This window comes from Bdellovibrio sp. HCB185ZH, from assembly GCF_047302455.1.
Lineage (GTDB): Bacteria > Bdellovibrionota > Bdellovibrionia > Bdellovibrionales > Bdellovibrionaceae > Bdellovibrio.
The window spans coordinates 3,689,985-3,713,900 of the sequence record NZ_CP178624.1; the positions used below are offsets into that span (position 1 = coordinate 3,689,985).

At 45.4% G+C, this 23,916-nt stretch carries 28 protein-coding genes; 11 read left to right on the forward strand and 17 right to left on the reverse strand.

Going from position 1 to position 23,916, the window contains the following annotated elements; translation table 11 throughout:
• Positions 1–34: 34 nt before the first annotated feature.
• Positions 35–2,365 (reverse strand): ATP-dependent Clp protease ATP-binding subunit ClpA, encoded by a 2,331-nt coding sequence (gene clpA / locus ACLSU7_RS17895; RefSeq protein WP_413293258.1) that lies wholly within the window; start codon positions 2,363–2,365, stop codon positions 35–37.
• Complete coding sequence (gene clpS, locus ACLSU7_RS17900; RefSeq protein WP_142700932.1) at positions 2,362–2,706, reverse strand: ATP-dependent Clp protease adapter ClpS; 345 nt, start codon at positions 2,704–2,706, stop codon at positions 2,362–2,364. Before clpS ends, clpA begins: the two co-directional genes overlap by 4 nt.
• A 262-nt stretch (positions 2,707–2,968) precedes the next feature.
• Between clpS and ACLSU7_RS17905 the strand changes: the two genes are divergently transcribed.
• The 4 genes from ACLSU7_RS17905 (at position 2,969) to ACLSU7_RS17920 (ending at position 7,168) form a co-directional block, all read left to right on the forward strand.
• Positions 2,969–3,538: a type IV pilin protein gene (locus tag ACLSU7_RS17905; RefSeq protein ID WP_413293259.1), complete on the forward strand. Its 570-nt coding sequence runs from the start codon at positions 2,969–2,971 to the stop codon at positions 3,536–3,538.
• Between the two features lie 11 nt (positions 3,539–3,549).
• Positions 3,550–4,233, forward strand: a complete 684-nt coding sequence (locus tag ACLSU7_RS17910; protein WP_413293260.1) for a tetratricopeptide repeat protein — start codon at positions 3,550–3,552, stop codon at positions 4,231–4,233.
• Positions 4,234–4,375: 142 nt separating this feature from the next.
• Positions 4,376–5,479 carry a molecular chaperone DnaJ gene (dnaJ, locus tag ACLSU7_RS17915; RefSeq protein ID WP_413293261.1) on the forward strand — a complete coding sequence of 368 codons (1,104 nt, stop codon included), beginning with the start codon at positions 4,376–4,378 and terminating at the stop codon, positions 5,477–5,479.
• A gap of 27 nt (positions 5,480–5,506) precedes the next feature.
• On the forward strand, positions 5,507–7,168 hold the full coding sequence (locus ACLSU7_RS17920; RefSeq protein WP_413293262.1) for a hypothetical protein: 1,662 nt from the start codon (positions 5,507–5,509) through the stop codon (positions 7,166–7,168).
• 1 nt (position 7,169) lies between these two features.
• On the opposite strand, the gene ACLSU7_RS17925 is transcribed toward ACLSU7_RS17920, so the two are convergent.
• A complete protein-coding gene (locus ACLSU7_RS17925) occupies positions 7,170–7,508 on the reverse strand; it encodes a hypothetical protein (RefSeq protein ID WP_413293263.1) in 339 nt (112 codons plus the stop codon).
• Positions 7,509–7,696: 188 nt separating this feature from the next.
• Between ACLSU7_RS17925 and ACLSU7_RS17930 the strand changes: the two genes are divergently transcribed.
• Positions 7,697–7,909, forward strand: a complete 213-nt coding sequence (locus tag ACLSU7_RS17930) for a hypothetical protein (RefSeq protein ID WP_413293264.1) — start codon at positions 7,697–7,699, stop codon at positions 7,907–7,909.
• Between the two features lie 129 nt (positions 7,910–8,038).
• Here the strand turns inward: ACLSU7_RS17930 and ACLSU7_RS17935 are convergent, their stop codons facing one another.
• Complete coding sequence (locus tag ACLSU7_RS17935) at positions 8,039–8,278, reverse strand: hypothetical protein (RefSeq protein WP_413293265.1); 240 nt, start codon at positions 8,276–8,278, stop codon at positions 8,039–8,041.
• 128 nt (positions 8,279–8,406) lie between these two features.
• Here ACLSU7_RS17935 and ACLSU7_RS17940 point away from each other — a divergent pair, with 128 nt between their 5' ends.
• Together ACLSU7_RS17940 and ACLSU7_RS17945 are read left to right on the forward strand one after the other, a co-directional pair.
• Entirely contained in the window at positions 8,407–8,856 is a 450-nt protein-coding gene (locus ACLSU7_RS17940) for an LEA type 2 family protein (RefSeq protein WP_413293266.1), read from the forward strand.
• Positions 8,857–8,962: 106 nt separating this feature from the next.
• The gene (locus tag ACLSU7_RS17945) at positions 8,963–9,685 is read left to right on the forward strand and encodes a hypothetical protein (protein WP_413293267.1); all 723 of its coding nucleotides are present in this window, start codon (positions 8,963–8,965) and stop codon (positions 9,683–9,685) included.
• 2 nt (positions 9,686–9,687) lie between these two features.
• Here the strand turns inward: ACLSU7_RS17945 and ACLSU7_RS17950 are convergent, their stop codons facing one another.
• The gene (locus ACLSU7_RS17950; protein ID WP_413293268.1) at positions 9,688–10,050 is read right to left on the reverse strand and encodes a zinc ribbon domain-containing protein YjdM; all 363 of its coding nucleotides are present in this window, start codon (positions 10,048–10,050) and stop codon (positions 9,688–9,690) included.
• Positions 10,051–10,181: 131 nt separating this feature from the next.
• Between ACLSU7_RS17950 and ACLSU7_RS17955 the strand changes: the two genes are divergently transcribed.
• On the forward strand, positions 10,182–10,643 hold the full coding sequence (locus ACLSU7_RS17955; RefSeq protein ID WP_413293269.1) for a hypothetical protein: 462 nt from the start codon (positions 10,182–10,184) through the stop codon (positions 10,641–10,643).
• Positions 10,644–10,871: 228 nt separating this feature from the next.
• Positions 10,872–11,279, forward strand: a complete 408-nt coding sequence (locus ACLSU7_RS17960) for a group II truncated hemoglobin (protein WP_413293270.1) — start codon at positions 10,872–10,874, stop codon at positions 11,277–11,279.
• Between the two features lie 2 nt (positions 11,280–11,281).
• Here the strand turns inward: ACLSU7_RS17960 and ACLSU7_RS17965 are convergent, their stop codons facing one another.
• From ACLSU7_RS17965 to ACLSU7_RS17995, 7 genes are all read right to left on the reverse strand, one after another.
• Positions 11,282–12,628: an APC family permease gene (locus ACLSU7_RS17965; RefSeq protein ID WP_413293271.1), complete on the reverse strand. Its 1,347-nt coding sequence runs from the start codon at positions 12,626–12,628 to the stop codon at positions 11,282–11,284.
• A 29-nt stretch (positions 12,629–12,657) separates the two neighbouring features.
• Entirely contained in the window at positions 12,658–13,290 is a 633-nt protein-coding gene (gene udk, locus ACLSU7_RS17970; RefSeq protein ID WP_413293272.1) for a uridine kinase, read from the reverse strand.
• Between the two features lie 6 nt (positions 13,291–13,296).
• Complete coding sequence (upp, locus tag ACLSU7_RS17975) at positions 13,297–13,929, reverse strand: uracil phosphoribosyltransferase (RefSeq protein WP_413293273.1); 633 nt, start codon at positions 13,927–13,929, stop codon at positions 13,297–13,299.
• A 23-nt stretch (positions 13,930–13,952) separates the two neighbouring features.
• Positions 13,953–15,167, reverse strand: coding sequence for a URC4/urg3 family protein (locus ACLSU7_RS17980; protein ID WP_413293274.1), 1,215 nt, complete (start codon positions 15,165–15,167; stop codon positions 13,953–13,955).
• On the reverse strand, positions 15,154–16,416 hold the full coding sequence (locus ACLSU7_RS17985) for a GTP cyclohydrolase II (RefSeq protein WP_413293275.1): 1,263 nt from the start codon (positions 16,414–16,416) through the stop codon (positions 15,154–15,156). Before ACLSU7_RS17985 ends, ACLSU7_RS17980 begins: the two co-directional genes overlap by 14 nt.
• 1 nt (position 16,417) lies before the next feature.
• Entirely contained in the window at positions 16,418–17,893 is a 1,476-nt protein-coding gene (locus tag ACLSU7_RS17990; RefSeq protein WP_413293276.1) for an aldehyde dehydrogenase family protein, read from the reverse strand.
• Positions 17,894–17,986: 93 nt separating this feature from the next.
• Positions 17,987–18,292 carry a DUF1904 family protein gene (locus tag ACLSU7_RS17995; protein WP_413293277.1) on the reverse strand — a complete coding sequence of 102 codons (306 nt, stop codon included), beginning with the start codon at positions 18,290–18,292 and terminating at the stop codon, positions 17,987–17,989.
• 176 nt (positions 18,293–18,468) lie between these two features.
• On the opposite strand from ACLSU7_RS17995, the gene ACLSU7_RS18000 reads away from it, so the two are divergent.
• Positions 18,469–19,926, forward strand: coding sequence for a cache domain-containing protein (locus tag ACLSU7_RS18000; RefSeq protein ID WP_413293278.1), 1,458 nt, complete (start codon positions 18,469–18,471; stop codon positions 19,924–19,926).
• Here ACLSU7_RS18000 and ACLSU7_RS18005 read toward each other — a convergent pair.
• The 3 genes from ACLSU7_RS18005 to ACLSU7_RS18015 are packed head-to-tail and all read right to left on the reverse strand — an operon-like array spanning position 19,923 to position 22,242.
• Positions 19,923–20,468, reverse strand: coding sequence for a DUF924 family protein (locus ACLSU7_RS18005; RefSeq protein WP_413293279.1), 546 nt, complete (start codon positions 20,466–20,468; stop codon positions 19,923–19,925). The genes ACLSU7_RS18000 and ACLSU7_RS18005 overlap by 4 nt on opposite strands.
• A 53-nt stretch (positions 20,469–20,521) precedes the next feature.
• Positions 20,522–21,235, reverse strand: coding sequence for a DUF481 domain-containing protein (locus tag ACLSU7_RS18010; RefSeq protein WP_413293280.1), 714 nt, complete (start codon positions 21,233–21,235; stop codon positions 20,522–20,524).
• Positions 21,236–21,243: 8 nt separating this feature from the next.
• Positions 21,244–22,242, reverse strand: coding sequence for a hypothetical protein (locus ACLSU7_RS18015; protein ID WP_413293281.1), 999 nt, complete (start codon positions 22,240–22,242; stop codon positions 21,244–21,246).
• A gap of 106 nt (positions 22,243–22,348) precedes the next feature.
• Here ACLSU7_RS18015 and ACLSU7_RS18020 point away from each other — a divergent pair, with 106 nt between their 5' ends.
• Positions 22,349–22,783, forward strand: coding sequence for a DUF2127 domain-containing protein (locus tag ACLSU7_RS18020; protein ID WP_413293282.1), 435 nt, complete (start codon positions 22,349–22,351; stop codon positions 22,781–22,783).
• On the opposite strand, the gene ACLSU7_RS18025 is transcribed toward ACLSU7_RS18020, so the two are convergent.
• Together ACLSU7_RS18025 and ACLSU7_RS18030 are read right to left on the reverse strand one after the other, a co-directional pair.
• Complete coding sequence (locus ACLSU7_RS18025) at positions 22,746–23,156, reverse strand: hypothetical protein (protein WP_413293283.1); 411 nt, start codon at positions 23,154–23,156, stop codon at positions 22,746–22,748. The genes ACLSU7_RS18020 and ACLSU7_RS18025 overlap by 38 nt on opposite strands.
• Positions 23,157–23,354: 198 nt before the next feature.
• Complete coding sequence (locus tag ACLSU7_RS18030; protein WP_413293284.1) at positions 23,355–23,804, reverse strand: hypothetical protein; 450 nt, start codon at positions 23,802–23,804, stop codon at positions 23,355–23,357.
• Positions 23,805–23,916 lie beyond the last annotated feature (112 nt).

Here is a 23,916-nt window from a genome sequence, read left to right on the forward strand (position 1 = left end):
CTTCAAATCTGTTAAGAAGAGGTGGCTAAAGCGACTACGTTGTAACTGGCTGCTTTTGATTCTTTTGACCCTGTCCACCATTGGGAGTGGTGCTAAATTGGAACCGCAAAATGTCCTTGTCGAGCTCCACATTGACACGGCCTCCATCGACCAAGCGGCCAAAGAGAAGTTCATCAACCAAAGCTTTTTTCAGATGTTCGTCGACGGTTCTTGCCAGAGGACGGGCACCATACACTTTGTCGAAGCCTTTTTTCATCAACCATCTGATGACATCTTGAGAGACATTCATTTCCACTTTTTTCTGCAGAAGAACCATTTTCAATTCATCCACAAACTTCTGAGTGATTTTCAAAACCATTTCATCAGAAAGATCACGGAAAGAAACCACTGCATCCAAGCGATTGATGAACTCAGGAGCAAAAGTCTTTTTGATCGCATCCATCGAAAGAAGGCTGCGATTTTCTTCAACCAACCCGATTGTTCCACGCGCTGTTTCTGCAGCACCCGCATTAGAAGTCATGACGATGATCGCGTTCTTGAAGTCAGCCACACGGCCATTGCTGTCAGTCAGGCGACCCGCATCCATTACTTGCAGCAGGATGTTGTTAATATCCGGGTGCGCTTTTTCAATTTCGTCGAGTAAAAGAACGCAGTAGGGGTGTTTGCTCACGGCTTCCGTTAACAAACCACCTTCTTCATACCCCACGTAACCCGGAGGCGCTCCAACTAAACGAGATACCGCATGTTTTTCCATGTACTCACTCATATCAAAGCGTTCGAAATGAACTCCCATGATTTGTGCGAGCTGGCGGCAGACTTCGGTTTTACCAACCCCCGTTGGGCCGGTGAATAAAAAGCTACCGATAGGTTTGTTCGGTCGGCCCAAGCCACTTCGAGCAAATTTGATGCTGGCAACCAAGCGGTCGATGGCATCATCTTGACCAAAGATAAGGGCTTTGATTTTTTTATCCAAATCACGCAACTGAGTTTTTTCAGTCGAAGAAATTGTCGCAATCGGAAGGCCAGTCATCTTAGCGATAGTCTCTTCGATTTCCCCCGTATCAATACTGATTTCTTGGGTCGTGTTGTCTTTTAAACGGAAGTGTGCTCCGGCTTCGTCCAAGACGTCGATGGCTTTGTCGGGGAGAAGTTTTCCGTGGATATGCTTTTGCGACAATTCAACCGCTGCACGCAAAGCTGCATCTGAATACTTCACATGATGGAAGTCCTCATAAGATTTACGAAGTCCAGTCAGAATGCGAATGCAATCTTCATTAGTAGGCTCGTTGATATCGATTTTTTGAAAACGACGGTTCAGGGCGCGATCTTTTTCAAAATACTGACGATACTCCTGATGGGTCGTCGAGCCGATACAGCTGATCTCGCCATTCGCAAGAGCAGGTTTCAAAAGATTCGAAGCATCCATGGAGCCACCACTTGTGGCGCCGGCTCCAACGATCGTATGAATCTCATCGATGAATAGGATCGTGTGAGGACGTTTAGCGATTTCTTTGACGACGGCTTTAAGGCGGCCCTCGAAATCTCCTCTAAATTTAGTTCCCGCAAGCAACCCACCAAGATCGAGTGAATAGATCACTGCAGATTTCAATTTTTCTGGAACTTCACCGGCTACGATTTTTTGGGCTAGACCTTCGGCGACGGCCGTTTTTCCGACTCCAGGCTCGCCGATAAGCAAAGGATTGTTTTTAGTGCGACGGCAGAGGACCTGAACGGCGCGTTCGATCACGTCTTCACGGCCAATAAGGGGATCTAATTTTCCGGCTTTGGCTTTTTCATTTAAGTTTACACAGAAACTTTCCAACGGCGAACCGCGGCCCTCTTCAAAAGACTCTTGATTGTATTCGCTCGAACGGGGGGCGGCAGACGGAGGCCCATCGTGCTCTTTTCCATCTTTCGTTATACCGTGAGAAACATAATTAATAATATCAAACTGGGTAAGTCCTTGGCGAGCAAGGGCGAAAGTTGCATGACTGTCTTGTTCATAGAACAAGGATATCAAAAGACTTCCTTCACTGATTTGATTTCGACCCGCACTCTTCATTTGAATGGCGGCTCGTTGAATCAAGCGGTGGCAGGCAAGAGTGAATTCTGGATTCCAGGATTCAAATCCGCCATAGGAACCTAGTTGTTCATCCGTGATTTGTGGGATGCCCACTTTCAGATGCTCGCGCAAATCCTGACGAAGGCGTTGCACGTTCACCGCGCAGGCTTCCAGGATTTCCACCATCACTGGGGACTCGGACAGCACCAACAGGATGTGTTCAAGGGTTACGAACTCGTGGCGATTGCGTTTAGCGAGTTCTGTGGCTTCAGCTAACTTGCGTTCAAGCTCGCGGCTCATCATGGTTCCTCCTCCAGTGTGCTCTTAAGGGGATTCTGATTAAGTTGGGCGAATTGATTTACTTGCATCACTTTCATCTCAGCTATTTCTAGACTATAGACTCCTGCGACACCAGCGCCTTTCTTATGTACATCTAACATGATTTTGGTCGCTTCTTCCTCTGATTTTGCGAAGAACCGACGCAATACAAGAACGACAAAATCCATTGGAGTGTAGTCGTCGTTTAATAGAATCACTTTATACATCTTCGGAGTGTCTAGTTTTGGGACGAGCTGGACCCCAGCTTCTCCCTCCGGTGATGAATATGGATAGTTACCGTTTTTATTTCCGTTATCATTTGCCATATGGATCTATTCTACTCCTTGTCTCACAATGGGCACGATTTTGATGATGGCAAGTCTAGGAGAGAATAAAAAGCTAGAGTAAAGTCGCGTCTCATTTTCACTCATAACTCAAGTTGTATCAGAAAACAAAAATAAGTTTCCATGAAGTCACTTTGGTTAAGAGGACTTGATTTCGTGTTTCAGCTTTGACACACTTATGTCGATAAGCAATAGGTCAGTTAAAACGTTTCATAAAAAATAAAAAGACTAATGGAGGTCTTAAGTGAAAAGAACTACTAGAACGTCCCAAGCGGGCTTCTCGCTCGTAGAGTTGATGGTCGTTGTGGCGATCATCGGTGTGTTGGCTGCGATCGCAGTACCAGCAGTTAACAAATACATCGCGAAAGCGCGTCAATCAGAAGCAAAGACAAACTTGGCTTCATTGTATACTTCAGAAAAAGCATTCTATGCTGAGTATACTGTTTTTGACTCTCGTTTTGCGGCTGTAGGTTACTCACCTGAAGGTCAATTGCGTTACAACGTCGGTTTTGCTGCACAAGGTACTACTGCAAATAATACGAATGGTTACAATGGTACTCCTGCTTCAATTACCTTTAATACACTCAACTATTGCGGTACAACTGGTACAGTTGCGGCAACTGTTGGTTGTACTTTGCTTCGTGGCGCTACTGGCGCAGTTAATAACATTGCTATTCCGGGATCTGCGACTACTACAGCTTCGACATTCATTGCGGGGGCAACTGCGGTAATTCACAGTTCGCGCACGGGTGGTGACATCTGGACAATGGATACGAACAAAGTTTTGACTAATACTACCAACGGTATTCCATAGTACGAAGTCTGATGAGAGTTTCCGAAAAAGATCTTAATTTTGTTACATATAAAATCCCAAGTATCATGCTTGGGATTTTTGCATTTGTATTGATCGTGTTTTCGCAATTCTATTCTTCATCATTAAACAGCCACAAAAATGCGTTTATAGCTCCTCCTCCGATGCTCGAGAGATTTACGTTCGGTTATGGCGAAATTATGGCGGATTCTTTATGGGTTAGGTTGGTACAAGATTTAGACTATTGTGAACAGGCAATTGCCAAAAACACTTGTAGGAATAATTCTTGGGTTTATCACATGGTTGATACGACGACCAATTTGTCGCCCAAGTTTCGAATTGCCTACGCTGTCGGTGGGCTTGCACTAACTATTTTAATCACGGACATTGAGGGAGCCACCAAAATCTTTGATAAGTCGGTGGCGGCATTTCCGAAAGACTGGCCCATATTGTACAGAGCCGCGTATCATTATTTATACGAAGTCAAAGATTCGAAAAAAGCTGCAGATCTTCTCATTCAAGCTGCTAATAATGGAGCACCGCCCTGGACAAGAACATTGGCGGGCCGTTTATATAGTGATTCCGGCAATATTGAGCTGGCTGAAAAGCTTTTGGAAGAAATGAAGGCTTCGGGCCAAGATAAAGAATTGATTGAACGCCTCGAACAAAAAATACGCGATATGAAGTCGGATAAATAGGTCGACAGGGGTGGACTACTCGCTAGAAAGCTAAAAATACTGATTAATCATCTAATTTTTCCATAAGTCATTTGACGAATCCCACGGAACCACCATATTTTTAGTCATTGAAAATTACGCACTCTGTTAATGGTGGAAGCACATGGCTCGAAGAGATTTTTACGAAATTCTGGGCGTCGAAAAAGGCGCAGATCAAGACACAATCAAAAAAGCTTATCGTAAGCTGGCAATGCAATTTCATCCCGATAAAAATCCGGGTAACAAAGATGCTGAGGAAAAGTTTAAAGAAGCTGCCGGGGCATACGAAGTTTTGAGTGATACGCAAAAAAGAGCTCAATATGATCGTTTTGGTCATGATGCTTTTACAAGTCGAGGCGGCGGGGGAGCAGGCTTCCAGGATGCGGAAGATATCTTTTCCCATTTCGGTGATATTTTTGGAGATTTATTTGGTGGAGGTGGACAACGTCAACAGCGTCGTAGCCGCAATGAACCACGCCGCGGTTCTGATCTTCGCTATGTCACAGAGATCACTCTGAAGGATGTACTTTCAGGTCTGGAAAAAGAAATAGAGTTTGATACTGATGAAAATTGCAAAACATGCAATGGATCGGGTGCAGAAAAAGGTTCAACTCCAGAAGCATGTCATACTTGCGGTGGTTCCGGTCAGGTCGTTCGTTCCCAAGGTTTTTTCGCAATGGCATCAACTTGTCCAACTTGTCACGGTCAAGGAACCGTCGTCAAAAATCCCTGCAAGCCATGTAAGGGTAAGGGACGCACTTCCGTTCATAAAAAAATACGTCTGAATATTCCCCCTGGTGTGGATACTGGAACACGTCTTCGTGTAGCAACTGAAGGTGAGGGCGGATATATGGGGGGGCAGCCTGGAGATCTTTACGTAGAAATTCGCGTGAAGCCACACAACAAATTCGAACGTCGCGGCGATGACCTGATCGGTGATTTGTCAGTTTCTTATGTTCAAATGCTATTAGGTGGCGAAGTTGAAGTCCCAACTGTGACAGGCAAGGCTACGTTAGAAATTCCTAGAGGTTGCGAAAATGGCGACAACGTAAAGTTGTCAGGGGAAGGCTTGCCGTCGTTACGAGGGAGTCGCCGTGGAGATATCTATTACCACGTTAGCGTGGAGTTTCCTGACAAACTTGGTAAAGATGAAGAGAAGTTACTTCGCGAAATTGCTAAAGAAAAGGGCTTGAAAGTTAGCTCCTCAGGAAAGAAACTGTTTGGCTAAAAAAACGTGGTCTCCTACTATCAAGTAATGAAGAAGATCTTTTTCTGTTACGCAGTAGGAACCCTTTCATTTTTGCTCTTAGTATTTTCGCCAGTAGTGTTTGATAGCCATCAATTACGTTATGATGATCCCCAAGTGGTTGCTCCGATGGAGCAGGTTCATTCTTTGCGGGACTATCTATCTCTAAAAGAAAAAAATGAAATATACGACGTACAGCCGGTGCGAGACTTTTCCTATTTTCTTAACTCGCATCATTCAGGAAATCTGGTAATTTGGTTTAGCGTCGCACTTCTTTTTTTTGCAAGTTTAATAATACTCCAAATTCCGATAGTATGGTCCGTCCTATTAGGATTGGTATTCACCTTTAATCCTCTATTTGTAAGTTCCATTGCTTGGCTGACGGCTAGAAAGCATCTTTTGAGCTTTTCATTCACCCTAGGATTAACACTTGTATTGTTGATGGAAATCCGAAAGGGAAACGAATTAAAAATTAAGTTCGGTATAGCCGTGGCCATCGTCTCCTTGTATCTTCTCGCCTTATTTTCACATCCGATTAACATTATGTGGCCGCTTTTTGCTTTGATTCTTATTTATACAAATGGTGTAAAAATCAAAATTCGTCATATACCAAATTTAATAGCTATTGTCGGTCTGGGACTGAGCGGACTCTTTGCCGCGTATTGCAATAATGCATATTACAGCGGGCAGTATTTGCAGACTGCTTCAACTGCTAGGTATGTTTCCGACCAATTTAATACGGTCTTTTGGAAGATATGGATTATTGGACGGATGATATTTCAAATTCTCTGCCCCATCCAAACTGGTGCGGGAGATCACTACCCTTACTCATACTATTCTGTTTTCGGTCTAGTATTCCTTGTAATAGGAATCGCTTCGCTTTGGCTGTTTAAAATTCCCCAACGTTGGACTTGGATTGCGGGAGCATTCTTAGCTGTTTTTCCTGTTTCGTATCGATTAACAAATGGATTTCTATTCGATAACTACCTTCTTTTTTCGTCTTTTTGTATTTTCATTCTCATTGCACTGGCACTTAAAAAATATGATCTGCGACTCTCCAGTAAAGGGCGAACTATTGGAGTGTCGTTTGGTATTTTCCTTGCGGGACTATTTGCCACGCGTTCATATTTCTTGGCGAAAGCTTGGAACAATGATTTTGCCCTTTGGGAAATGGCCTTTGAGGTCGAGCCCTCGGCAAAGACAGCAATTGAATATGCCGGCATGCTGCTTGAACAGAATCGTCCCTTGTCTGCATTTGAAGTGGCTAAGACTGCGGATAAATTTGTCAAAGGCTCCTATAGAAACTCAAACTCTGTGTTATCCAAAGTTATTTATTTAAATCCTTCTTTCAACAATATTCAAAAACTGGAAATGTTAAGTAAAAGCCCGAATGAATGGAGTCTTTATTATGAAGCTGCGGTGCTAGCATCGGAAGGAAAAAATGATGAAGCGTGCGAACGGATGAGTCGAGCAAAGGAATATCGGCAAAATCTGGAAACTTTTGATGATGCTATTGAGTTGATGGCAGCAGAGTCACTGTACTTTTGTCAGAAGAGTCCTGCTGTAGGTGCCGATATTTTAAGGGACTTTAAAGATGTGCGCGGTAACGGTAAATGGAATGAAGCTCTCTTCCAAAAAAGAGCAAAAGAGCTCGGAGTATTAAATAATTGAATCAATGCTTCTCCTCCGAAGCCGACTTCATCTCCGTCAAATCTCCGTAAACATCTTCAAAACGGGGAACGACTCTGCCGCCGTCGGATTCGAAGCGGATTTCGGCGCGGCGGATTTCGTCGACGGCGTGGAATTGATTGTCTTCTTCGGCGAGTGCGGCTTCGAAACGGGATTCCGCATCCTCATGCTCCCAATGATATTTTTCGGCGAGTAAATCAATTACGGCATATTCATCGCCTTGAGTGGCATCTAATTCCTCGTCGGAAATTTCATTCCAGCGACGGTGGACCATGGATTTAACTGTTTCCCAGTTCTCATTTGCAAAAGGTGTGGTTAGCATAGCTCACCCCCTAATCCAATTTTACTCCAATTGACGCAAAACCTGTTTTGTATTTACTCATAGGAAATCGGGAAAATTATCTGATTTCTCTGGGCGAAGACAGAGAACTGCTGGCACCTTCGTCTTGGAAAATGCTCCACTGGCAAAAAATAGGCCTATGATGAACTCAAATAGGAACGGAGGCATTTATGGCAACCCGTGACACAAACTCAAAACAACAATCAAGTTCGAGTAGCAGTCGTAGCGCTGGCAGCACACGCGATAGCTCCTTTAACGTTGATAAAAAAGCAGGAACCAGCAGTCGAGACATCAACTCTGGCTCAAGTTCACGCAAAGGAACTTCTAATCTAAACTCTTCCAGAAAATCTGGGAGCAGTATGATGGAAGACGAAGAAGAGTAGGTGAATATTCCGCTTCGTATTGAATAATAGGTTTCGAAACTGCGCCGTTCGCTTCTGTATAGAAGATAAAAGCAGTTTCGCCGAGAGGGCTAATTCCAGTATTCTAGGACATAAGCCCTCTCGGAGCATTTAGTAGGCTGATTTTTTATCGTCTTTGGCTTTTTCTTCTTTGCTGGCGAAAGGTTTTTTAGCTTTTTTGTTCGTAGGTGCAGGTCCCACGCGATTCTTTCCGATTTGAGAATCCATTTTTTGCTGAGGTTGATCCATTGATTCTCTCTGGTCGGGCTTCACATCATTCGTTTCTTCGTGATCGTGGGCCATAGAGAACGAAGGACTGTACATCATCAATAACACCAATAAATACTTCATAGTTTCCTCCCGAGTTCATTTTGTCTCAGATAAGTCCCTCCGCAAAGAAGATGGGGGAGGATGTTGTTGTTTTACAGCTGACAGTGGCGCCGATCATTGCCATGATAAACCCGGTCACGGAGATTTTTATGAAACATGTTGCAGTTATTATTCTGATGGTATTTTTAAGTGGATGTAGTTATCTGCAAAATCGCTACGCGCAAAAACCCGAGATTGATCTCGCGGAGATTTATTTTCAGGATACGACAGCTCTTTCGACGACGATGGTTTTCGTTTTAAGTGTTAAAAATCCCAACAAAATTGATCTGAATGTCGAGGAGATGTCTTACGAAATTCAACTCGATGGAAAAGAATTTACGAAAGCTCGCACTGATAAAAAAGCCAAAATTCCTGCCGGCGAAACCGCGAAAGTCGAAGTCCCCCTGCCTGTGAACTTCTTAAAAGCGATTGGTGGCATCACGAAAGTTCTGGGCGGCGAGGACGTAGGTTATCAAATTCAAGGAAGTGCGAAAGTTTCGGGCTTTACCATTCCTTTTAATGAAAAAGGCCAATTCAATATGAATGGCCTTAAGAAGTAGGACGCCTGCGAAAATAGAGTGTTTAATTTCTCGACACCCGAGTTTTAATTACAAGGTGGATTGAGTGTAAAGTGAGCGGATCTCTAAGGAATGGTATAGAAAGGCGATGATGGCTTTTTCTGTTCTGGTACTCAGCTTATGTGTTCTTTCAGCTCCCGTGCTTTCCTGGGCAGGAGCGAAAGACATACGTCCTTGCATGACCGAACATATTCGCGAAGCCATGGCCCTAAATAAACAGCGTAAGCCGCTTTACATGAAGCTCTCTCAAGGCAAGTCACAAACCGTTTCTGATAAATTGATTTGGATCGAACGTAAGCTGATGCTAGCTGTTCCGTTTGCCGATGTTTGGGCTGCTCCCTATCAGGCGGCGGGGATTCCGATCATGTGTCAGGATTTGATAGAGATGTCAGAAACTCCGCAGTTTTTATCCAGAAATCCCGAAGGCGTCGATTCTTTGCACAACTATCGTCGTCCCGATATCGCTACTATCAAATCTCACTTACTAGAACTCTTCAGAGCCAAAGCCTATTTGGAAATTGCCGAGTACGCAGATAGCCAAATCAAGGATCTGGAGCAGAAGCCCCGTTATAACTGCATGGTCCGACATATTCTGGAATCCATTCGTCGTATGGCGGCCTTAACACCGATTCATGCGCAGAAGGCGCGCGCAAAAAACATGCTCTCGCCGGAGTCTCTTTCGCGCACAGTTTTAAGAACGCATATTTTACTTTTAAATGATTTTGCGGAACTCGACGCCCTCGCGGCGCCTTTGCAAGCGAACGCGTTGCCAATATTGTGTCAGGATGTTCCGTATATTCCTTGGCCCTAGCTTTAGGCCTTTTTAACGAATTCCGATTTCAAATTCATCGCTCCAAAGCCATCGATTTTGCAAGCGATGTCGTGACCGTCGCCGCCGTCTTGTAAGCGGATGTTCTTAACTTTCGTTCCCACTTTCACAACAGAGGATGAGCCTTTGATCTTAAGGTCTTTAACAACCACCACCGTGTCACCGTCCTGGAGGATGTTTCCGTTGGCGTCTTTGTAAACCTTAACACCCGTATCTTCGGAATCTGCGATAGCCGAGGAAGCAGCATGAGCGCTCCATTCGTGGGCGCACTCAGGGCAGACCCAAAGGTTGCCATCTTCATAAATATTTTCCGAACCACATTGAGGACATTTGTTTTCGCTGCTCATGCCAAACAATGTGAAACATAACGCCTTGAGATTCAACATTTTATTCTTTCAACATTGTAAAATTGGCGCATCGATCGGCTCTTGCGAATTCACAATCACGTAGCTAGTTTCGTAAACAAAGGAGATTTAGTATGAAATCCATTCTGGTTTTACTGGCGACTTTAGGAGCTTCCCTTAACGTTCAAGCAGGTTCGATCGTTTTGGAAACGAACAACCATCTTTATCCAATTCCGGCACGGGGGACCAGCTGCACAGCTATGAATGCGGGTCGTGAACACGATCTTTCAGCTCCTCATGTGAGTATTTCTGAACTTTATGTGACGAATAATACGGGTCAAAACTTTTACCCCACTCGCCTGACATTTACGACAGGGGATACGGGTTATGCTTGTACCTACACTGGCCAGGTGCTTCGTGATTTGGGTTTGGATGCAAATATCCGCCCGGGGCAGAGAGCTCAGACATTCTGCAATATGAAATGTGGTGCTGTGCCGTTTGGGCAGATGGCTAAAGACGGATATTTGACGGTTTATGGTCACACCAGCGACGGACAGGTAATCTCAGCAACTGCCGAAATCCAAGTAATGAACTAAAAATATTCGTTTTCTCTGCGTTGCTGCGTTGTCGGCGTACGATGTACGCCTTCTTCCTTGCGCCTTGATAAAACGAATATTTTCAACCTTTTCTGGGGGGCGCGGTGCTTTTGGGTGTACTTCGTATACCACCAGCAGGTGCTTAGATTGTGCCAATATTTCAAGGTTGTTGCGCCCATAGTTTTTAAATAGTAGGTTCACTGCGAATTTAACTAAGAGCGGTGGACTATGTCTCAGGAAAAAATGATTTATGAGTTGATCGGTGGGGAGCCGGTGGTGAGGAAGATTTGCCAGCGCTTTTACGAGATCATGGACACGATGCCGGAGGTGAAGGCGATTCGTGATATGCATCCTGAAAACCTTCGCGGTTCTGAAGAAAAACTTTTTATGTTTTTATCGGGCTGGTTGGGGGGACCTAATTTGTTCCAGGAACGTTTCGGTCACCCTCGTCTGCGCATGCGCCATTTTCCCTTTGCCATCGGAAAATCTGAACGTGATCAATGGATGCTTTGCATGGTTCATGCGTTTGAAGATGTGGGCATTGAAGAACCGATGAGAAGTGATCTTTTGCATTCACTTTTGAATCTGGCTGATCATATGAGAAATCAGCCAGAACCGGGTGCGAAAGAGGATTAGACTTACTCAGTCGCTCTTTGCGGAACGACTGTGAAGTATTTCTTTTGAATATAGTATACCGGAGCACCAGCCATAATGATGACCAAGCCCCACATACTTTCCTGAGGGCTTGTCCAAAGAGTGTTAATCAATAACAACACCGCTAAGACCAAAAACACCACTGGAACCACGGGATAGCCCCACGTTTTGTACGAGCGGGGAGCATCAGGCATTGTTTTTCTGAACCTGAAAACGGAAGCTGTCACCAAGGCATAGAAAATCCACGAAGCAAAAACCACATAGTCTGTCAGCTGATCAAAAGATCCCGACATAGCCAAGATCACCGAGAACACCGCTTGCACCAGGATCGCCACATAAGGAGATTCCGTTTTAGGGTGAAGCTTCGCCATCGACGTCGCAAACAAACCGTCTTTCGCCATTGCATAAGGAACACGGGCGTTAGTCAAAATGGATGCATTCATGGCACCAATCGCCGAGAACATCATCGCGATCCCTAGGAAAAGCACACCCGCAGGGCCCATAAAGCTTTGCGCTACTTTCGCAGCCACCGGCAGAGCTTGAGGGTTTACTTTCGAGTTTGCAGTTAATACTTCATTAAAAGGCAAAGCATAAAAATAGCAGTAGTGAATCAAGGCATAAAGTCCCAAAATCACTAAGACTCCAAGGCCCAATCCCCAAGGGATGTTCCGAGATGGGTTTTTAATTTCACCTGCCACCATCGGCATATTGTTCCAACCATCGTAAGCCCAAAGAGCCGCAAGCAAAGCCGCACCAAAAGCGCTAAAGCCTGGGAAGGCTGAACCGGAAGCCATCAAATTTTCATGAGTGCCTGATTTAGACAAAAACATCACGCCACCGATAATAAAAACCAGCATAGCGACTTTTAAGAAAGTCATCACGGAAGCCAGGCGACCATTCAGTTGCACATTTAAACAATTCAGGCAGGAGAAAACCACGATCAAGATGATGGCGAAGCCCTTTTGCCCGCCCATCCAATCTAGATTTAAAATAGGTGCTGCAAAGGTCGCCGTTCCCACGGCATAAGCTGCAATCGTGCCAGGAGCACTGACCCAGAATCTTTGCCAGCCGTAAAGGTAAGCCGGCATTTCACCAAAGGCTTCTTTCAGATAGACGTATTCGCCGCCAGCGCGGGGGAAAAGAATTCCGATCTCTGCGTAGGTTAAAGCTCCTGCCAAAGACAGCAGGCCTGCGACGACATATGCGATTAAAACCCACATGGAATTTCCCAGATACTGGGACATGATCGCGGCTTTAAGAAAGACACCTGTTCCCAGTATCGTTCCGATGACCAGAGATAACACGGGAATAAAGCCAAGTGTTCGGGTCATTTCGGAATTTTGGTTCATCAGGTTGCCTCTTAAATGTTGAATTTTGTTGCGAGGTGCAAGCGAACTTGCGCCAAGGCACGATGATAATCCTCGTGATCCTTGATAACTCGGTGAGCGTGTTCTTTTGACGGCTCGACAAACATATTGTGCATAGGACGGACTTGAAGATCAAACTGTTTGCGCACGCCCTCAGGAGTGCGGCCACGCTCTTCAACATCGCGTTGCAAGCGGCGTTCAAAGCGAATGAATTCTGGCGTATCAAAGTAAATAGCTTCGTCTAATTCCGCACGCACTTCAGGCGAGTGAAGAATTAAGATGCCATCAACTAAAACAATTCTTGTTGGTTCTTTGGACTCAGTTTCGATTTTTCGAGTGTGAGTAACAAAGTCGTAAATAGGTACGGAAAGAGTTTTACCCTGCTTCAGTGTGCGAAGACCCTCTGCCAAAAGAGCAAAATCCAAGCTTTCCGGATGATCAAAGTTTACTGAGCCGCCATCGCCATCAAAGCGCGCGGATTGATCATGGTAGTAATTATCCTGATACAGGATCGAACAATGGTCTTTCCCCAAAAGGTTTTGAAGCTCACGGGCAAAATAGGTTTTGCCCGAGCCACTGCCACCAGCCACTCCGATAATATGAGGTCGTTGCCACTGCGTATTCATGAGCACCTACTTGGTTTGAAAGAGCCTGTCTCCGGCGTCGCCTAAGCCCGGGACCAGATAGCCGGCTTCATTCATCTCTGTTTCTATATCGAGAGTCAACACTTCAACGTCAGGGTGAAAATGATGGATCTTTTCTAAGCCCTGTTCGCTTGCCAGAATCGATAAAACTTTGATACGGCCGACTCCATAATTTTTAAGGCGGTCAATAGCCGCGATAATGGTATCTGCCGTAGCAATCAATGGGTCACAAAGAAGCACTTCTTTACCCAGGACTTCCTGAGGCATTTTGAAATAGTACTCCACCGTATTATTGATGAATTTATCCCGGTAGATACCAATAAATCCGGTGCTGGCAAAAGGGATCATGCTTAATGCGGCATCCAGCATCCCATTCCCGGCTCGCATCACAGAAACTACGATCGGTGGATTGCTGATACGGTAAGCGGTGGCTGTGGCCATGGGTGTATCGATGCTGATCTTTTCCATATGAATCCAGTCTTTCATGGCTTCATAAACTAAGATCTTCGTGACCTCTTTCACCATTTCCCGGAATTCGTGGGAATAGGTGTTGCGATCGCGCAAATACCCAAGCTTGTGACGAAGAAGGGGATGATTGATAACTTTCGTGCGTGCATGCATTTTAAAAACCTCGATTTAAAAAATTAAAAAACTGTTCCGTCGCTTTGGATTTTCAAAGGAGGAGAGCCATCGGGGCGAAGAACTTTAGCGGCCTTGCGACCCGCCCACCAAGTGCCGCCCTCAAGGACTTTAGCCAAAGGAAAGTCAGCTGGATCTTTATGAAGTTCCTTTTGAACAGCCTCACCGATGCGATCCAGTAAACTGACGGTGAGCCCACGCCATTCCACGATGATTTCGGAATCAGGGGCGTGAGAGACATCAGCAAGTTTTGGATCTTTCAACGAAATCAAACCGCGATCTAAAAGCAGGCCGCCGTTGCGATACTCGGCAAGGCCTGTCAATTGATCGACATCTGTGAGCTCAAAACCGGCTTCCATCAATGGCTCCATCAGAGAATAGGTCATCCACTGCGAAAGCTTGTGAAAGCAGGCAAGGCCCCCGGGGATTTTGTCATAGTGCCAAGTGTCTCCCAGATTCACACCGTCAACTTGCAGGCGGCCAGGCCAAATATCACCCAGTCCATCAAGGACTGCGCGCAAAAGTTGGGGGCCGGTGACCTTCATGCCGTACTTGGTTCTTAGATAATCAACGATGCTTCCCGGTCTTCCGAGAGGAAAAATATTCTTTTTCTCAGCGACTGTCCGTCCCAGATTTTGAATCAACTGCAGGCGTCCTTCGATGCCTACTAAGGGATTTCGTTCTGTGACCTGAAAGATTTTTGACAGAGCTTCACGACTTAAAGTTTGTAAGCCCAAATCAGTGGCTTGCAGCGGCTCATCCAAATCATCAGACAAATATCCAATGATGAAAAGATAGAAGCTGGCAATTCCCAGTCCCTCAGAACGCTGGAATATTTTTCCCGTGCTTTCCTCTTTAAAAGACCAAATATTTCCCGCACCCGCATCGAGCAATACCGAAGGGATCACCAGATCCAGTTTGATTCGGGCTTGTTCCAAAGGATCCAAATGTTGAATGCGCTTTTTAAGCCACAAGGTGCGATCCACGTTGCCTGCGCGAAAATGGCCCCAGCGCGAGTGAAAAGGAATGTTGAGTTCCGGATAGTTCTCACGAATCACTTGCAGAACATAATCCACGACCGCTGGCATTTTTTCCGGATGGTAGCGAAAGTGAGTTTGATCTTTGATCGTAAGATCCAAGATTTTTTCAGCGCTGTGACGGACCGCCTGTGGTGAGAGCAGAAAATTTATGTTGATCGCTTGATCACTAGTATTGCTCATCGATGCCTCTTCCTTGAACCATGGCCAGTTCCTGGGCAGATTTTTGTGCGCCGGTATTAAAGTATCCAGCGGCTTTTTTCGCTTCCATTTCAACTTGTGCATCGGCGGGGATCAGATAATCCGGAATAGAAATACGGTTCACGACAGTGATGCCGCTTTTGATGATGGCATCATATTTCATATTGCTCATCGAATGCAGATTGTGGATTTTCGTAATACCAAAGAAATTTAAAATATCCGGCATCAATTCTTGGAAGCGCGCATCCTCAACTCCCGCCACACACTCCGTGCGATGAAAGTAGGTCGCAGCCGAATCTCCACCAGCTTGACGTTTACGAGCGTTGTATACCAGGAATTTTGTCACTTCACCCAGGGCACGGCCCTCTTTGCGATAGTAAGCGATCAATCCCACACCGCCTTTTTGCGCGGTACGAACCGCATCTTCGATTCCATAAATCAAATAAGGTCGGCAAGTGCAGATATCTGAACCAAAAACATCAGATCCGTTACATTCATCATGCACACGGCAAGTAAGTTCGATTTCAGGATTTGCCAAATCCGCTGTTTCACCGAAAATATAAACAGTCGTCGAGCCGATGGGTGGCAACATCACTTTTAAATCAGGACGAGTGACAAGTTCTGGGAACATGCCGCCGGTTTCCTGAAAAAGAATTTTCCTTAAATCACCCTCATCAACTCCTAATCTTTTTGCGATGCCGGGCAGGTACCACACGGGTTCGATGGCCACTTTCGTGACTTTGATATCACGGGTGTCGGTGATGATTTTCCCGTCAATTTTCAGACGGCCTTTATCAATGGCTTCGTTGATTTCAGGAATTTGCAGACGGGCTTGTGTCACCGCAATTGTGGGGCGCACATCATAGCCACAGGAATAAGCTTCCTTAAAATGAATGGGAACGTCAAATCCCCAAGGATCCAGCGACACGATTTTGTCAGGATCCTGCCAAGAAGGAAACGGACCGATTTTTACCGGGCTTTGCGTGTTATTTAAATCTGGACGGTGAGACGTCGAATAACGCTTTTGGGCCACAGAAAGCGCACGATAAACTGTGTAACTTCCGCTGTGAGTTCCGATGGCGTTTCTTTTTTTAGTATCCGTCAAAGAACCGATAACCGGACCCCGCTCCATGGGAGTGGTTGCCCCCCAATTGATAGGCAGACATTCTTTGAAAACGTGACTTGAGTGCGAAGTAAGAACGACGTGAGGTGATCTTTTAAGTTCCTGCATATTATGACATCCAATTATTGTCGTGTTGTTGATCCCATTTGACGGTGACTTTTTTTAGATTGGACCAGAAATCCAAAGAGGAGGTGCCGGTGATATCACCGTGACCAAATTTGGATTCATGAATTCCTCCAAAGGAGAAGGGCTCCCGCGGAACCGGCACGCCGACATTCACGCCCACCATTCCCGTTGATGCCAAAGAAATGACTTTTTCAGCCAAGGCACCAGAAGAAGTAAAGACTGAACAGGCATTCCCCATTTTAGAGGAATTTTCGATCGCCATCGCTTCAGAAATGTCTTTACAGCGAATGATACAAAGAACAGGTCCAAAGAGTTCCAGTTTTGCAGCATCCATATCCGGAGAAACATGATCCAAAATCGTGGGCCCGATCCAGTTGCCTTTTTCCTGTCCTAGGGGAGGGGAGGCTTTTCTGCCATCCAGTAAAACCTTAGCTCCCTCGCGCACGGCCGTTTCGATCTGTTGATTTAGGAATTCAATTTGAGCTTTACTGATCAACGCTCCCATATCTTTTCCAAGCTCGAGTGAACGCGCACGCTCCAGGATTTTTTGAATATGAGTTTCGACGTCACCGACGGCGAGCAGTACTGCCGCAGCCATGCAGCGTTGACCTGCACAACCGGTAAAGGAATCTGAAATTCCAGGCCCGGCGATTTCAGGTTGAGCATCTGGTAAAAGAACGATGTGATTTTTGGCGCCACCTAAAGCAAGCACTCGTTTTCCAAGCTGAGTGCCGCGCTGATAAACCTGGCGCGCAACCGGTGTTGACCCCACAAATGCAATAGCCTGAATCTCGGGATGATCAATCAATGCCTGCGAAGTTTCAGTTCCACCTTGCAGTACTTGGAACACACCCTCAGGCAGTCCCGCTTCCGACATGGCTTCTGCAATTTTTAATGACGTCAGAGGAGTTTTGTCTGAAGGCTTCCAAATGTAAGCATTGCCCAAGGCCAAAGCTGTCGGGATTGTCCAAAAGGGCACCATCGCCGGGAAATTAAACGGCGTAATGCTCGCGACAACTCCCAAGGCTTGTCTGCGGTATTCGCAAGTAACGCCGCGGGAAACTTCCAGTTTTCCACCGATATCCAGATTTTGCAGAGATGTTGCAAACTCAAGGACTTCGATTCCTTTTAAAAGCCCGGCTTTTCCTTCAAGAAAAGTTTTTCCCGATTCAGAACTTTTTAAATGCGCAATTTCATCGAGATCGCGCATCAGGATTTGTCGTAAGTTAAAAAGAACTTTACTGCGTTCCTTGATGGGCGTTGCGGCCCATTTTCTTTGAGCAACGACTGCGATGCTAACGGCGTGTTGTACATCCTCTTGGGTGGAGTGATGAACCTCACCGATCAGGGCGCCGTTGTGAGGGGAGTGAATGCTTTGTTTAAGACCGCTCCCAGCTTTGAACTGACCAGAAATGAAGTTCAAAACCGGAATCGGCTGCAGAGGAATCTTTACGCTCATAATACTCTCTTGGCTTTTATTACTTAAGTTTTAAAAACCAGAATGTATTGATAAACGGTAAGATTGATCAAATTAAGAAAGATTCATGAGCAACTAGAAATGCTCACCGTTTTCATAGTAGCTGTTTTTTGCTAGTGGTACGAAGACAACTGCAACATCGTCTTGTGGACACATCTTCTTAATTTTTTCCGTGATGATTTTGGCACTCTTGTCTTGGATTTCCTGTGAACGTTGAAACCACAAAACTTCAACGAACGGATAAGCTCCGCCGCGACTGCCTTTAGAAAAATACTGCGTGTTGATCAACTCAAATGAAAAATTATCTTCAGATGTTTCGATGGATTGAGCCAAGTCTTTCACCAGGGATTGGCTGAGTTCCGAGACGTGTTCTTCTTTCATTCCGCGAAATCGTAAATGGGGCATGACTGTGTTCCTTATGTTTCCAGTATTCTACTCGAGGAAATCCCAAAGTGGGACAATAAAATGGGAATCCCTCGATATAGCCCGAGGTTTCTTCAGCCCCCGGTGGAAACACCCGAATAAGTTCGGGTTGTAAAATTATTGGAGGATTTTTAATGAATGTACGTATCTGGAAAGGTCGCAGCTATAGATTTAAGACATTGGCTTTGTTGGTTGCGGCCATCATTCCTCTGTGGGCGATTGTATTGTTTTATCTGATGCCACTTGTTCGCGACAACATGTATGAAGATCGTCGTACGATGTTGCGAAACACCGTTGATCTGGCATCGAATACCATCGAACAATATTACAAACTTTTTGAAGAGAAAAAACTGACGGAAGAGGAAGCCAAGGTTCAGGCTCTCGCAGCCATTTCTAAATTCCGTTATTCCGGTAAGGAATATTTTTGGGTGAACGACTTTCAACCAAATGTACTTATGCATCCCATTAAACCCGAACTGAACGGTAAGGACGTAGGTGACTTGGCGGACCCCAATGGCGTGCATCTATTTCGCGAGTTCGCTTTGATGGCGCAAACTCCGGCGGCGGAGGGTTTTGTTAGTTACATGTGGCCTAAGCCGGGTTCACCAAAACCAGAACCTAAAATCAGTTTCGTTCGCCAGTTCAAACCTTGGAAATGGGTGGTGGGAACTGGTGTGTACGTCGATGACGTGGAAGCTCTCGTTCAGACCTTTCGCATAAAAGTGATGATCGGATTCGGAATCGCATCACTTTTAGCATTTGCCTTGTTTGCAACGTTCTCTAATAAGCTCATGAACTTTTTATCTCGGACTGTCCTTGATACCAGCGATGCCTCAAAGCAAGTGAAGGAAGCTTCGAATATGCTTTCCAGTGCGGGACAAAATGTGGCCCAGGGCTCTGTAGAGTCGGCTGCGAAGATCGAAGACACATTAGGTGCTGTACGAAACCTCAACGAAGTCGTTGGTGCAAATCAGGAGCGAGCAAACCAGGCAGCGGGCTTGGCACAAAAATCCGAAGAGGGAGCCGCCACCGGAGCTGATGAAATTCGCCGCCTGATGGAATCCATTAATGCCATGTCCAAGATCTCAAACGAAATCGCGTCGGCGATGGATATTATCGATGACATCGCCTTTCAAACGAACTTACTTGCATTGAATGCCGCCGTGGAAGCCGCCCGCGCTGGCGAGCAGGGACGGGGTTTCGCGGTGGTTGCCGATGCCGTTCGCAGTCTTTCCTTGAAATCCGCGGAAGCAGCGAAGGAAGTTAAACTGGTTGTAACCAATAACGTGAATCAGACCAAAATCTCCTTGGATCTGGCGGTTAAAAGCGATCAAGTTCTAAATCAGATCGTGGCTTCCGTGAAAAAGGTGAGTGTGCTGAATCAGGAGATCGCGGCCACAACTCGTGATCAAACCGATGGCATTCAGTCGATTTACAAATCCATGGAAGTCTTAGAACGCCAAACACAAGCCTTCTCGGCCGCGGCGGAAGAAACAGCAGCTACTTCTGAAGAGATGTCAGCTCAGGCTAGTAACCTTGAGCACATGGTGAATAATATTGCAGTTGAAGTTGTCGGGAAAAAAGCAGCCTAAAAGCTTGAACCCGGCATTTTTAGAAATTCCAATTCCTCGCGAGTCGATTCCCTTCCCAAGATCTCATTGCGGTAAGGGTATCGGCCAAAGCGATCGATGATGCTCTTGTGAGCAAGTTCAAACTCTAAATTAGTTTCTAAGCCCTGTTGCGAGAACAGGCGCATGGCTTCATGATGAATCGCTTCCGATTCGCTGTGCATATATGGCAGGTAAATAAAAGCCCGCTCTTGAGGTTTCAGCTTTTGGTCATCGCCCGAAGTGACGGCTTCTTGTGCCAGGGCCAAAGCTAAATTGTCATTTTTAAACGCCTGCGGAGTATCGCGGAACATATTGCGGGAAAATTGATCCAGGATGATGATCTCTGCCAAACGTCCGCGGGGATTTTTTCGCCACAAAAACAGCTCACAGTTTTCGGCTTTCTTATAAACTTCTGAAAAACGTTGTATAATCAGTTTGTCAAAGTCTTGATCCTTAGCAAACCACAGACGCTGTTCTGTTTCTTCAAACCAAAATTTCAAAATTTCTAAAGCTGTTGTGTCCATGACTTAAATATACAAAACATGCTGGAAATTGACACCTCAGATGTCAATTCTCATCAAAATGTTGCAACAAGTCCTAATGTGGTGGTGCCTTGATAGCGTGAGCCTTGATAAGGGCTTTCCATGTGGCGCATGATATAAGCTGCTCGGATTGCAAAGCTTGAATTAAGCAAACTTGTCAGAGCCAATTCATAACTCATTAAATCTTCATTTCCATAAGTTAAGTTGAAGAGATATTCGAGTTCTCCCTCAAGATACCAAGCTTGATCAAAGCGCCAGGAAGCCCCCGAAGCAAAACGTGCTTTATTTTCAAAGACATCTCCCTGGCGTATGATGTTGGTGTCACTGTGCAAATACCCCAGCTCGGCCCACCACAACACCGTCTTATCTTTGTGAATTGCGTATTGGTACCCAAGTCCCTCGTTATTTCGCTGAACGTATCCAATGAAAGGATCCGCTTCTGCATAATAATCCAAATAAACACGAGAAGCGGGCACAAATTCATTTTCGTATCTTGCACCGGCCGTCCAATGAAGAGCCGAGTCCACGCCCTCAGTGGAGGAATTTAAGTAGTCACCGAACACTTTAAGAGTGTTGCGGCTAAAATCATACCGAACGTCTAAATTGGAATTGATACTTTGAGTGTCGTTCCGGCCACTCACCGCTAACACTCCGGCATCGAGTTCGATATGTAGAGGCAGAGGGGGAGGGTTGGGAGTGGAGTTATGCATTCCAATCAATGAGGCAAGAGCGATGAGTAGTAAAACCATAGCTCTCCCTAAAATCGATAGGCAAAATTAAAAGTGGTGGTGTCACGGTTTTGACTGTGACCGATTTCCATCACGACCGACCAAAATTCACTCAGCTCCCAATTCACTCCGCCGACTGCATTCCAGTTATCCAGAGGCGTTTCTTTCAATGAGTAGCGCACTGGCACATCTCTTCCGATGGAAGTCCCGGAAAGAGGTAACGTGTATGTGCCACTTAATGTAACGTCGGAATTAAAATAGTTCACACCCAGATAAACACCGAATTTGCCGTGAGATTCGGTTTTAATATTGTAACCGATACGGGGAGTGATGTTGATCGCCCTCGGATTTGTATCTGAAACATTCACGTCACTTTCTACATATGTCGCTGGCATGGCAAAGAACCAGTCTTTGTATCCTCCCGCAAGAATGATCCCAATCCCTAGGCTATAACCATGAAAATTAATGGGGGCCACGGCATTGATATATCCCTGGCAGAAGGCGGGAGGACTTCCGACATTGCAGGGATTTCCAGGCAAAACCATGTTGTAAATATCTTTATAGGCGATATTTAAAGGAACATTTCCATCTCCATGAATATATCCAAGGATCCCAAACAGATTTAGAAACGGAAAGAGCCATGCGTCGAGTTTTAGCTGCCAAGTCGTATTGTTAACCTGCGTGTTGTTGAAATTAATAAAGTCGACCGGGGTCAAATCAGACGATCCATCGAAAGCGACCTTAAGATTTTCGATATTAAACCCTTGTGAAAGCTGTCCGTAAATTAGACTTAAACCATAGGGACGGGGAAGGTTGAATCCTTTATCAATCACCCGTTGGGCAAAGATCGGCAAACTCCACTCCCACTCGCGGTGCGGGATCTCGGAATCTTTTTGCGTAAAATTGGGATAAGGTTTTCCTTCAAGGTGGGCCCGAGGACTTAAAATTTGTTCTTCAGCAGAGTGGGCGAAACCACCCCAGAAACACAAAAGTAAAATAAAAATAAAAAAGTGTTTAAGATGTTTCACATAGTGAGTTCATGAAAAAGCTGTAAAACCGTCAATAGTTCCTGCACGAATACATAGTGTCAGTCCCCTCTGAAACGGGCAGTTTGATGAAATGCGTGGATTAAAGATGATAGCTGCATTTGAAGCCGCCAAAGGAGTTGTCGTTGTTCTCTTGGGCATTGGTGTCGCAAACTTTCACCACATCGCACATCACTTAGGATTGGAAAATAGCTCTTACTACACGTCTATTTTTGTTGAAATCTTTAATAAGCTGAACGACCGGGATTTGTGGCAGTTGGTGATCCTTGCTACGGTTTATTCTTTGATTCGCTTTATCGAAGCCTATGGCTTGTGGAGAGAAAGATCCTGGGCAGAGTGGCTGGCGATTTTTTCAGGCGCCATTTATCTGCCCTTTGAGATCATCAAAATAGCCGAAGGGTATGCGTGGTGGAAAGTGGTCATCACAGCATTTAATATCATGATCGTCGGCTATTTGCTTTCTATAAAACTGCGAAAAAATAATGTTAAAGCAGTGACTCGCAGATCAGCATTTCACTTTTAACTTCGCCGTTACCCAAAGGAATCTGTAACAGGGCTTGCAAAGGGTGTTGTTCAGAGGCTGTGTTGGCCGCATGCTCGATCGCTAATTTAATTCCGGAACCCTCAAAGATGACCGGCTGACGATCGCCGTTTTTTTCGACTCTTTCCGAAACTTCAAAGTAAGCTCTGCGAACTCCGCCGATCCAGGTTTGTTCAATTTCAATATGGTTTAAGCCTGAAACTTTGTCCTGCAAAACGATGACCGCCGTGTTGTTATCAGTGATGAACTCTTTCGACTGGCAACGATAATTGGGTTGTAAGATGTTAAGTTCAATCGCTTGAGATAGAGGGGAAAAGAACAGAACTGCACAGAAAATTTTAAAACATGATTTCATGAAATGCTCCGGATTCTCGTAAGAATATTTTGATAGAGATCGGAGTATAGGGAAGTTGTAAGGTTCAGCGCAAATTTCAGATAGGTAAGGTTGTCATTTGACGAGGAATTGAAACGGACACGGCCGACCCGGTAAAGGGTCAGCCAAAGTTTTTAGGGTGAGGGAAACCCGCCGACTTTGTTCGTGCCAGCTGCGGTCTTAGTTATACCACTGACCTTGGTAGCCTTGTGGGTAACATGCCCATTGGCTGCCGTTCGAGCGGTAACCGTAGTAAGCAACACCGTTTTGGCCTCTGTACTGAGTGCAACCTTGTTCAGGCAAGCAAGTCCCGTTGACAGAGACATAACCTGACATACCGTTACATACTGGTGAGCCAGAAGTTGTAGTCGTTCCATTTGAGTAAGTACCTTGAATACATTGGTTCGTCGCTTGATTGTAACCATAGTCAGCGCTCAAACCATTTTGAGTACATACCGCTGTTGGCAAGCAAGAGTTCGTTTGAGTCACCCAAACATAACCAGCAGAACAGGAGTTATAAGTGCCTGTGGAAGTAGTAGTGGATGCACCATTGCTGTTGCTCTTAGAGCAGTTCGCAAGAAATAGAGTCATTCCCGTAAGTAGAATCGTAAGCAAATATTTCGTTTTCATATATTCCCTCTTTCGTTAAAAAAACGTCTCACTTAGGTAATACTCAAGGTCCGTGCCATCCCGTGCCATGCGCTCCCTGGCTTAAAATCGTTTAAAACGTATCAACATGGGG

What these genes read in the sequence shown, in the direction of transcription:
- ACLSU7_RS17950 (WP_413293268.1), bottom strand. Translation starts at nt 10,050, where the DNA reads ATGAGCAGCGAAAACAAATGTCCTCAATGTGGTTCGGAAAATATTTAT.
- ACLSU7_RS18025 (WP_413293283.1), bottom strand. Translation starts at nt 23,156, where the DNA reads ATGAAATCATGTTTTAAAATTTTCTGTGCAGTTCTGTTCTTTTCCCCT.
- ACLSU7_RS17980 (WP_413293274.1), bottom strand. Translation starts at nt 15,167, where the DNA reads ATGAGCAATACTAGTGATCAAGCGATCAACATAAATTTTCTGCTCTCA.
- ACLSU7_RS18030 (WP_413293284.1), bottom strand. Translation starts at nt 23,804, where the DNA reads ATGAAAACGAAATATTTGCTTACGATTCTACTTACGGGAATGACTCTA.
- ACLSU7_RS17965 (WP_413293271.1), bottom strand. Translation starts at nt 12,628, where the DNA reads ATGACCCGAACACTTGGCTTTATTCCCGTGTTATCTCTGGTCATCGGA.
- ACLSU7_RS17985 (WP_413293275.1), bottom strand. Translation starts at nt 16,416, where the DNA reads ATGCAGGAACTTAAAAGATCACCTCACGTCGTTCTTACTTCGCACTCA.
- udk (WP_413293272.1), bottom strand. Translation starts at nt 13,290, where the DNA reads ATGAATACGCAGTGGCAACGACCTCATATTATCGGAGTGGCTGGTGGC.
- ACLSU7_RS17955 (WP_413293269.1), top strand. Translation starts at nt 10,182, where the DNA reads ATGAAATCCATTCTGGTTTTACTGGCGACTTTAGGAGCTTCCCTTAAC.
- ACLSU7_RS18000 (WP_413293278.1), top strand. Translation starts at nt 18,469, where the DNA reads ATGAATGTACGTATCTGGAAAGGTCGCAGCTATAGATTTAAGACATTG.
- ACLSU7_RS17910 (WP_413293260.1), top strand. Translation starts at nt 3,550, where the DNA reads ATGAGAGTTTCCGAAAAAGATCTTAATTTTGTTACATATAAAATCCCA.
- ACLSU7_RS17940 (WP_413293266.1), top strand. Translation starts at nt 8,407, where the DNA reads ATGAAACATGTTGCAGTTATTATTCTGATGGTATTTTTAAGTGGATGT.
- ACLSU7_RS17995 (WP_413293277.1), bottom strand. Translation starts at nt 18,292, where the DNA reads ATGAAAGAAGAACACGTCTCGGAACTCAGCCAATCCCTGGTGAAAGAC.
- ACLSU7_RS17990 (WP_413293276.1), bottom strand. Translation starts at nt 17,893, where the DNA reads ATGAGCGTAAAGATTCCTCTGCAGCCGATTCCGGTTTTGAACTTCATT.
- ACLSU7_RS17930 (WP_413293264.1), top strand. Translation starts at nt 7,697, where the DNA reads ATGGCAACCCGTGACACAAACTCAAAACAACAATCAAGTTCGAGTAGC.
- upp (WP_413293273.1), bottom strand. Translation starts at nt 13,929, where the DNA reads ATGCATGCACGCACGAAAGTTATCAATCATCCCCTTCTTCGTCACAAG.
- ACLSU7_RS17960 (WP_413293270.1), top strand. Translation starts at nt 10,872, where the DNA reads ATGTCTCAGGAAAAAATGATTTATGAGTTGATCGGTGGGGAGCCGGTG.
- clpS (WP_142700932.1), bottom strand. Translation starts at nt 2,706, where the DNA reads ATGGCAAATGATAACGGAAATAAAAACGGTAACTATCCATATTCATCA.
- ACLSU7_RS18010 (WP_413293280.1), bottom strand. Translation starts at nt 21,235, where the DNA reads ATGGTTTTACTACTCATCGCTCTTGCCTCATTGATTGGAATGCATAAC.
- ACLSU7_RS18005 (WP_413293279.1), bottom strand. Translation starts at nt 20,468, where the DNA reads ATGGACACAACAGCTTTAGAAATTTTGAAATTTTGGTTTGAAGAAACA.
- ACLSU7_RS17920 (WP_413293262.1), top strand. Translation starts at nt 5,507, where the DNA reads ATGAAGAAGATCTTTTTCTGTTACGCAGTAGGAACCCTTTCATTTTTG.
- ACLSU7_RS17945 (WP_413293267.1), top strand. Translation starts at nt 8,963, where the DNA reads ATGATGGCTTTTTCTGTTCTGGTACTCAGCTTATGTGTTCTTTCAGCT.
- dnaJ (WP_413293261.1), top strand. Translation starts at nt 4,376, where the DNA reads ATGGCTCGAAGAGATTTTTACGAAATTCTGGGCGTCGAAAAAGGCGCA.
- clpA (WP_413293258.1), bottom strand. Translation starts at nt 2,365, where the DNA reads ATGATGAGCCGCGAGCTTGAACGCAAGTTAGCTGAAGCCACAGAACTC.
- ACLSU7_RS18020 (WP_413293282.1), top strand. Translation starts at nt 22,349, where the DNA reads ATGATAGCTGCATTTGAAGCCGCCAAAGGAGTTGTCGTTGTTCTCTTG.
- ACLSU7_RS17925 (WP_413293263.1), bottom strand. Translation starts at nt 7,508, where the DNA reads ATGCTAACCACACCTTTTGCAAATGAGAACTGGGAAACAGTTAAATCC.
- ACLSU7_RS17935 (WP_413293265.1), bottom strand. Translation starts at nt 8,278, where the DNA reads ATGAAGTATTTATTGGTGTTATTGATGATGTACAGTCCTTCGTTCTCT.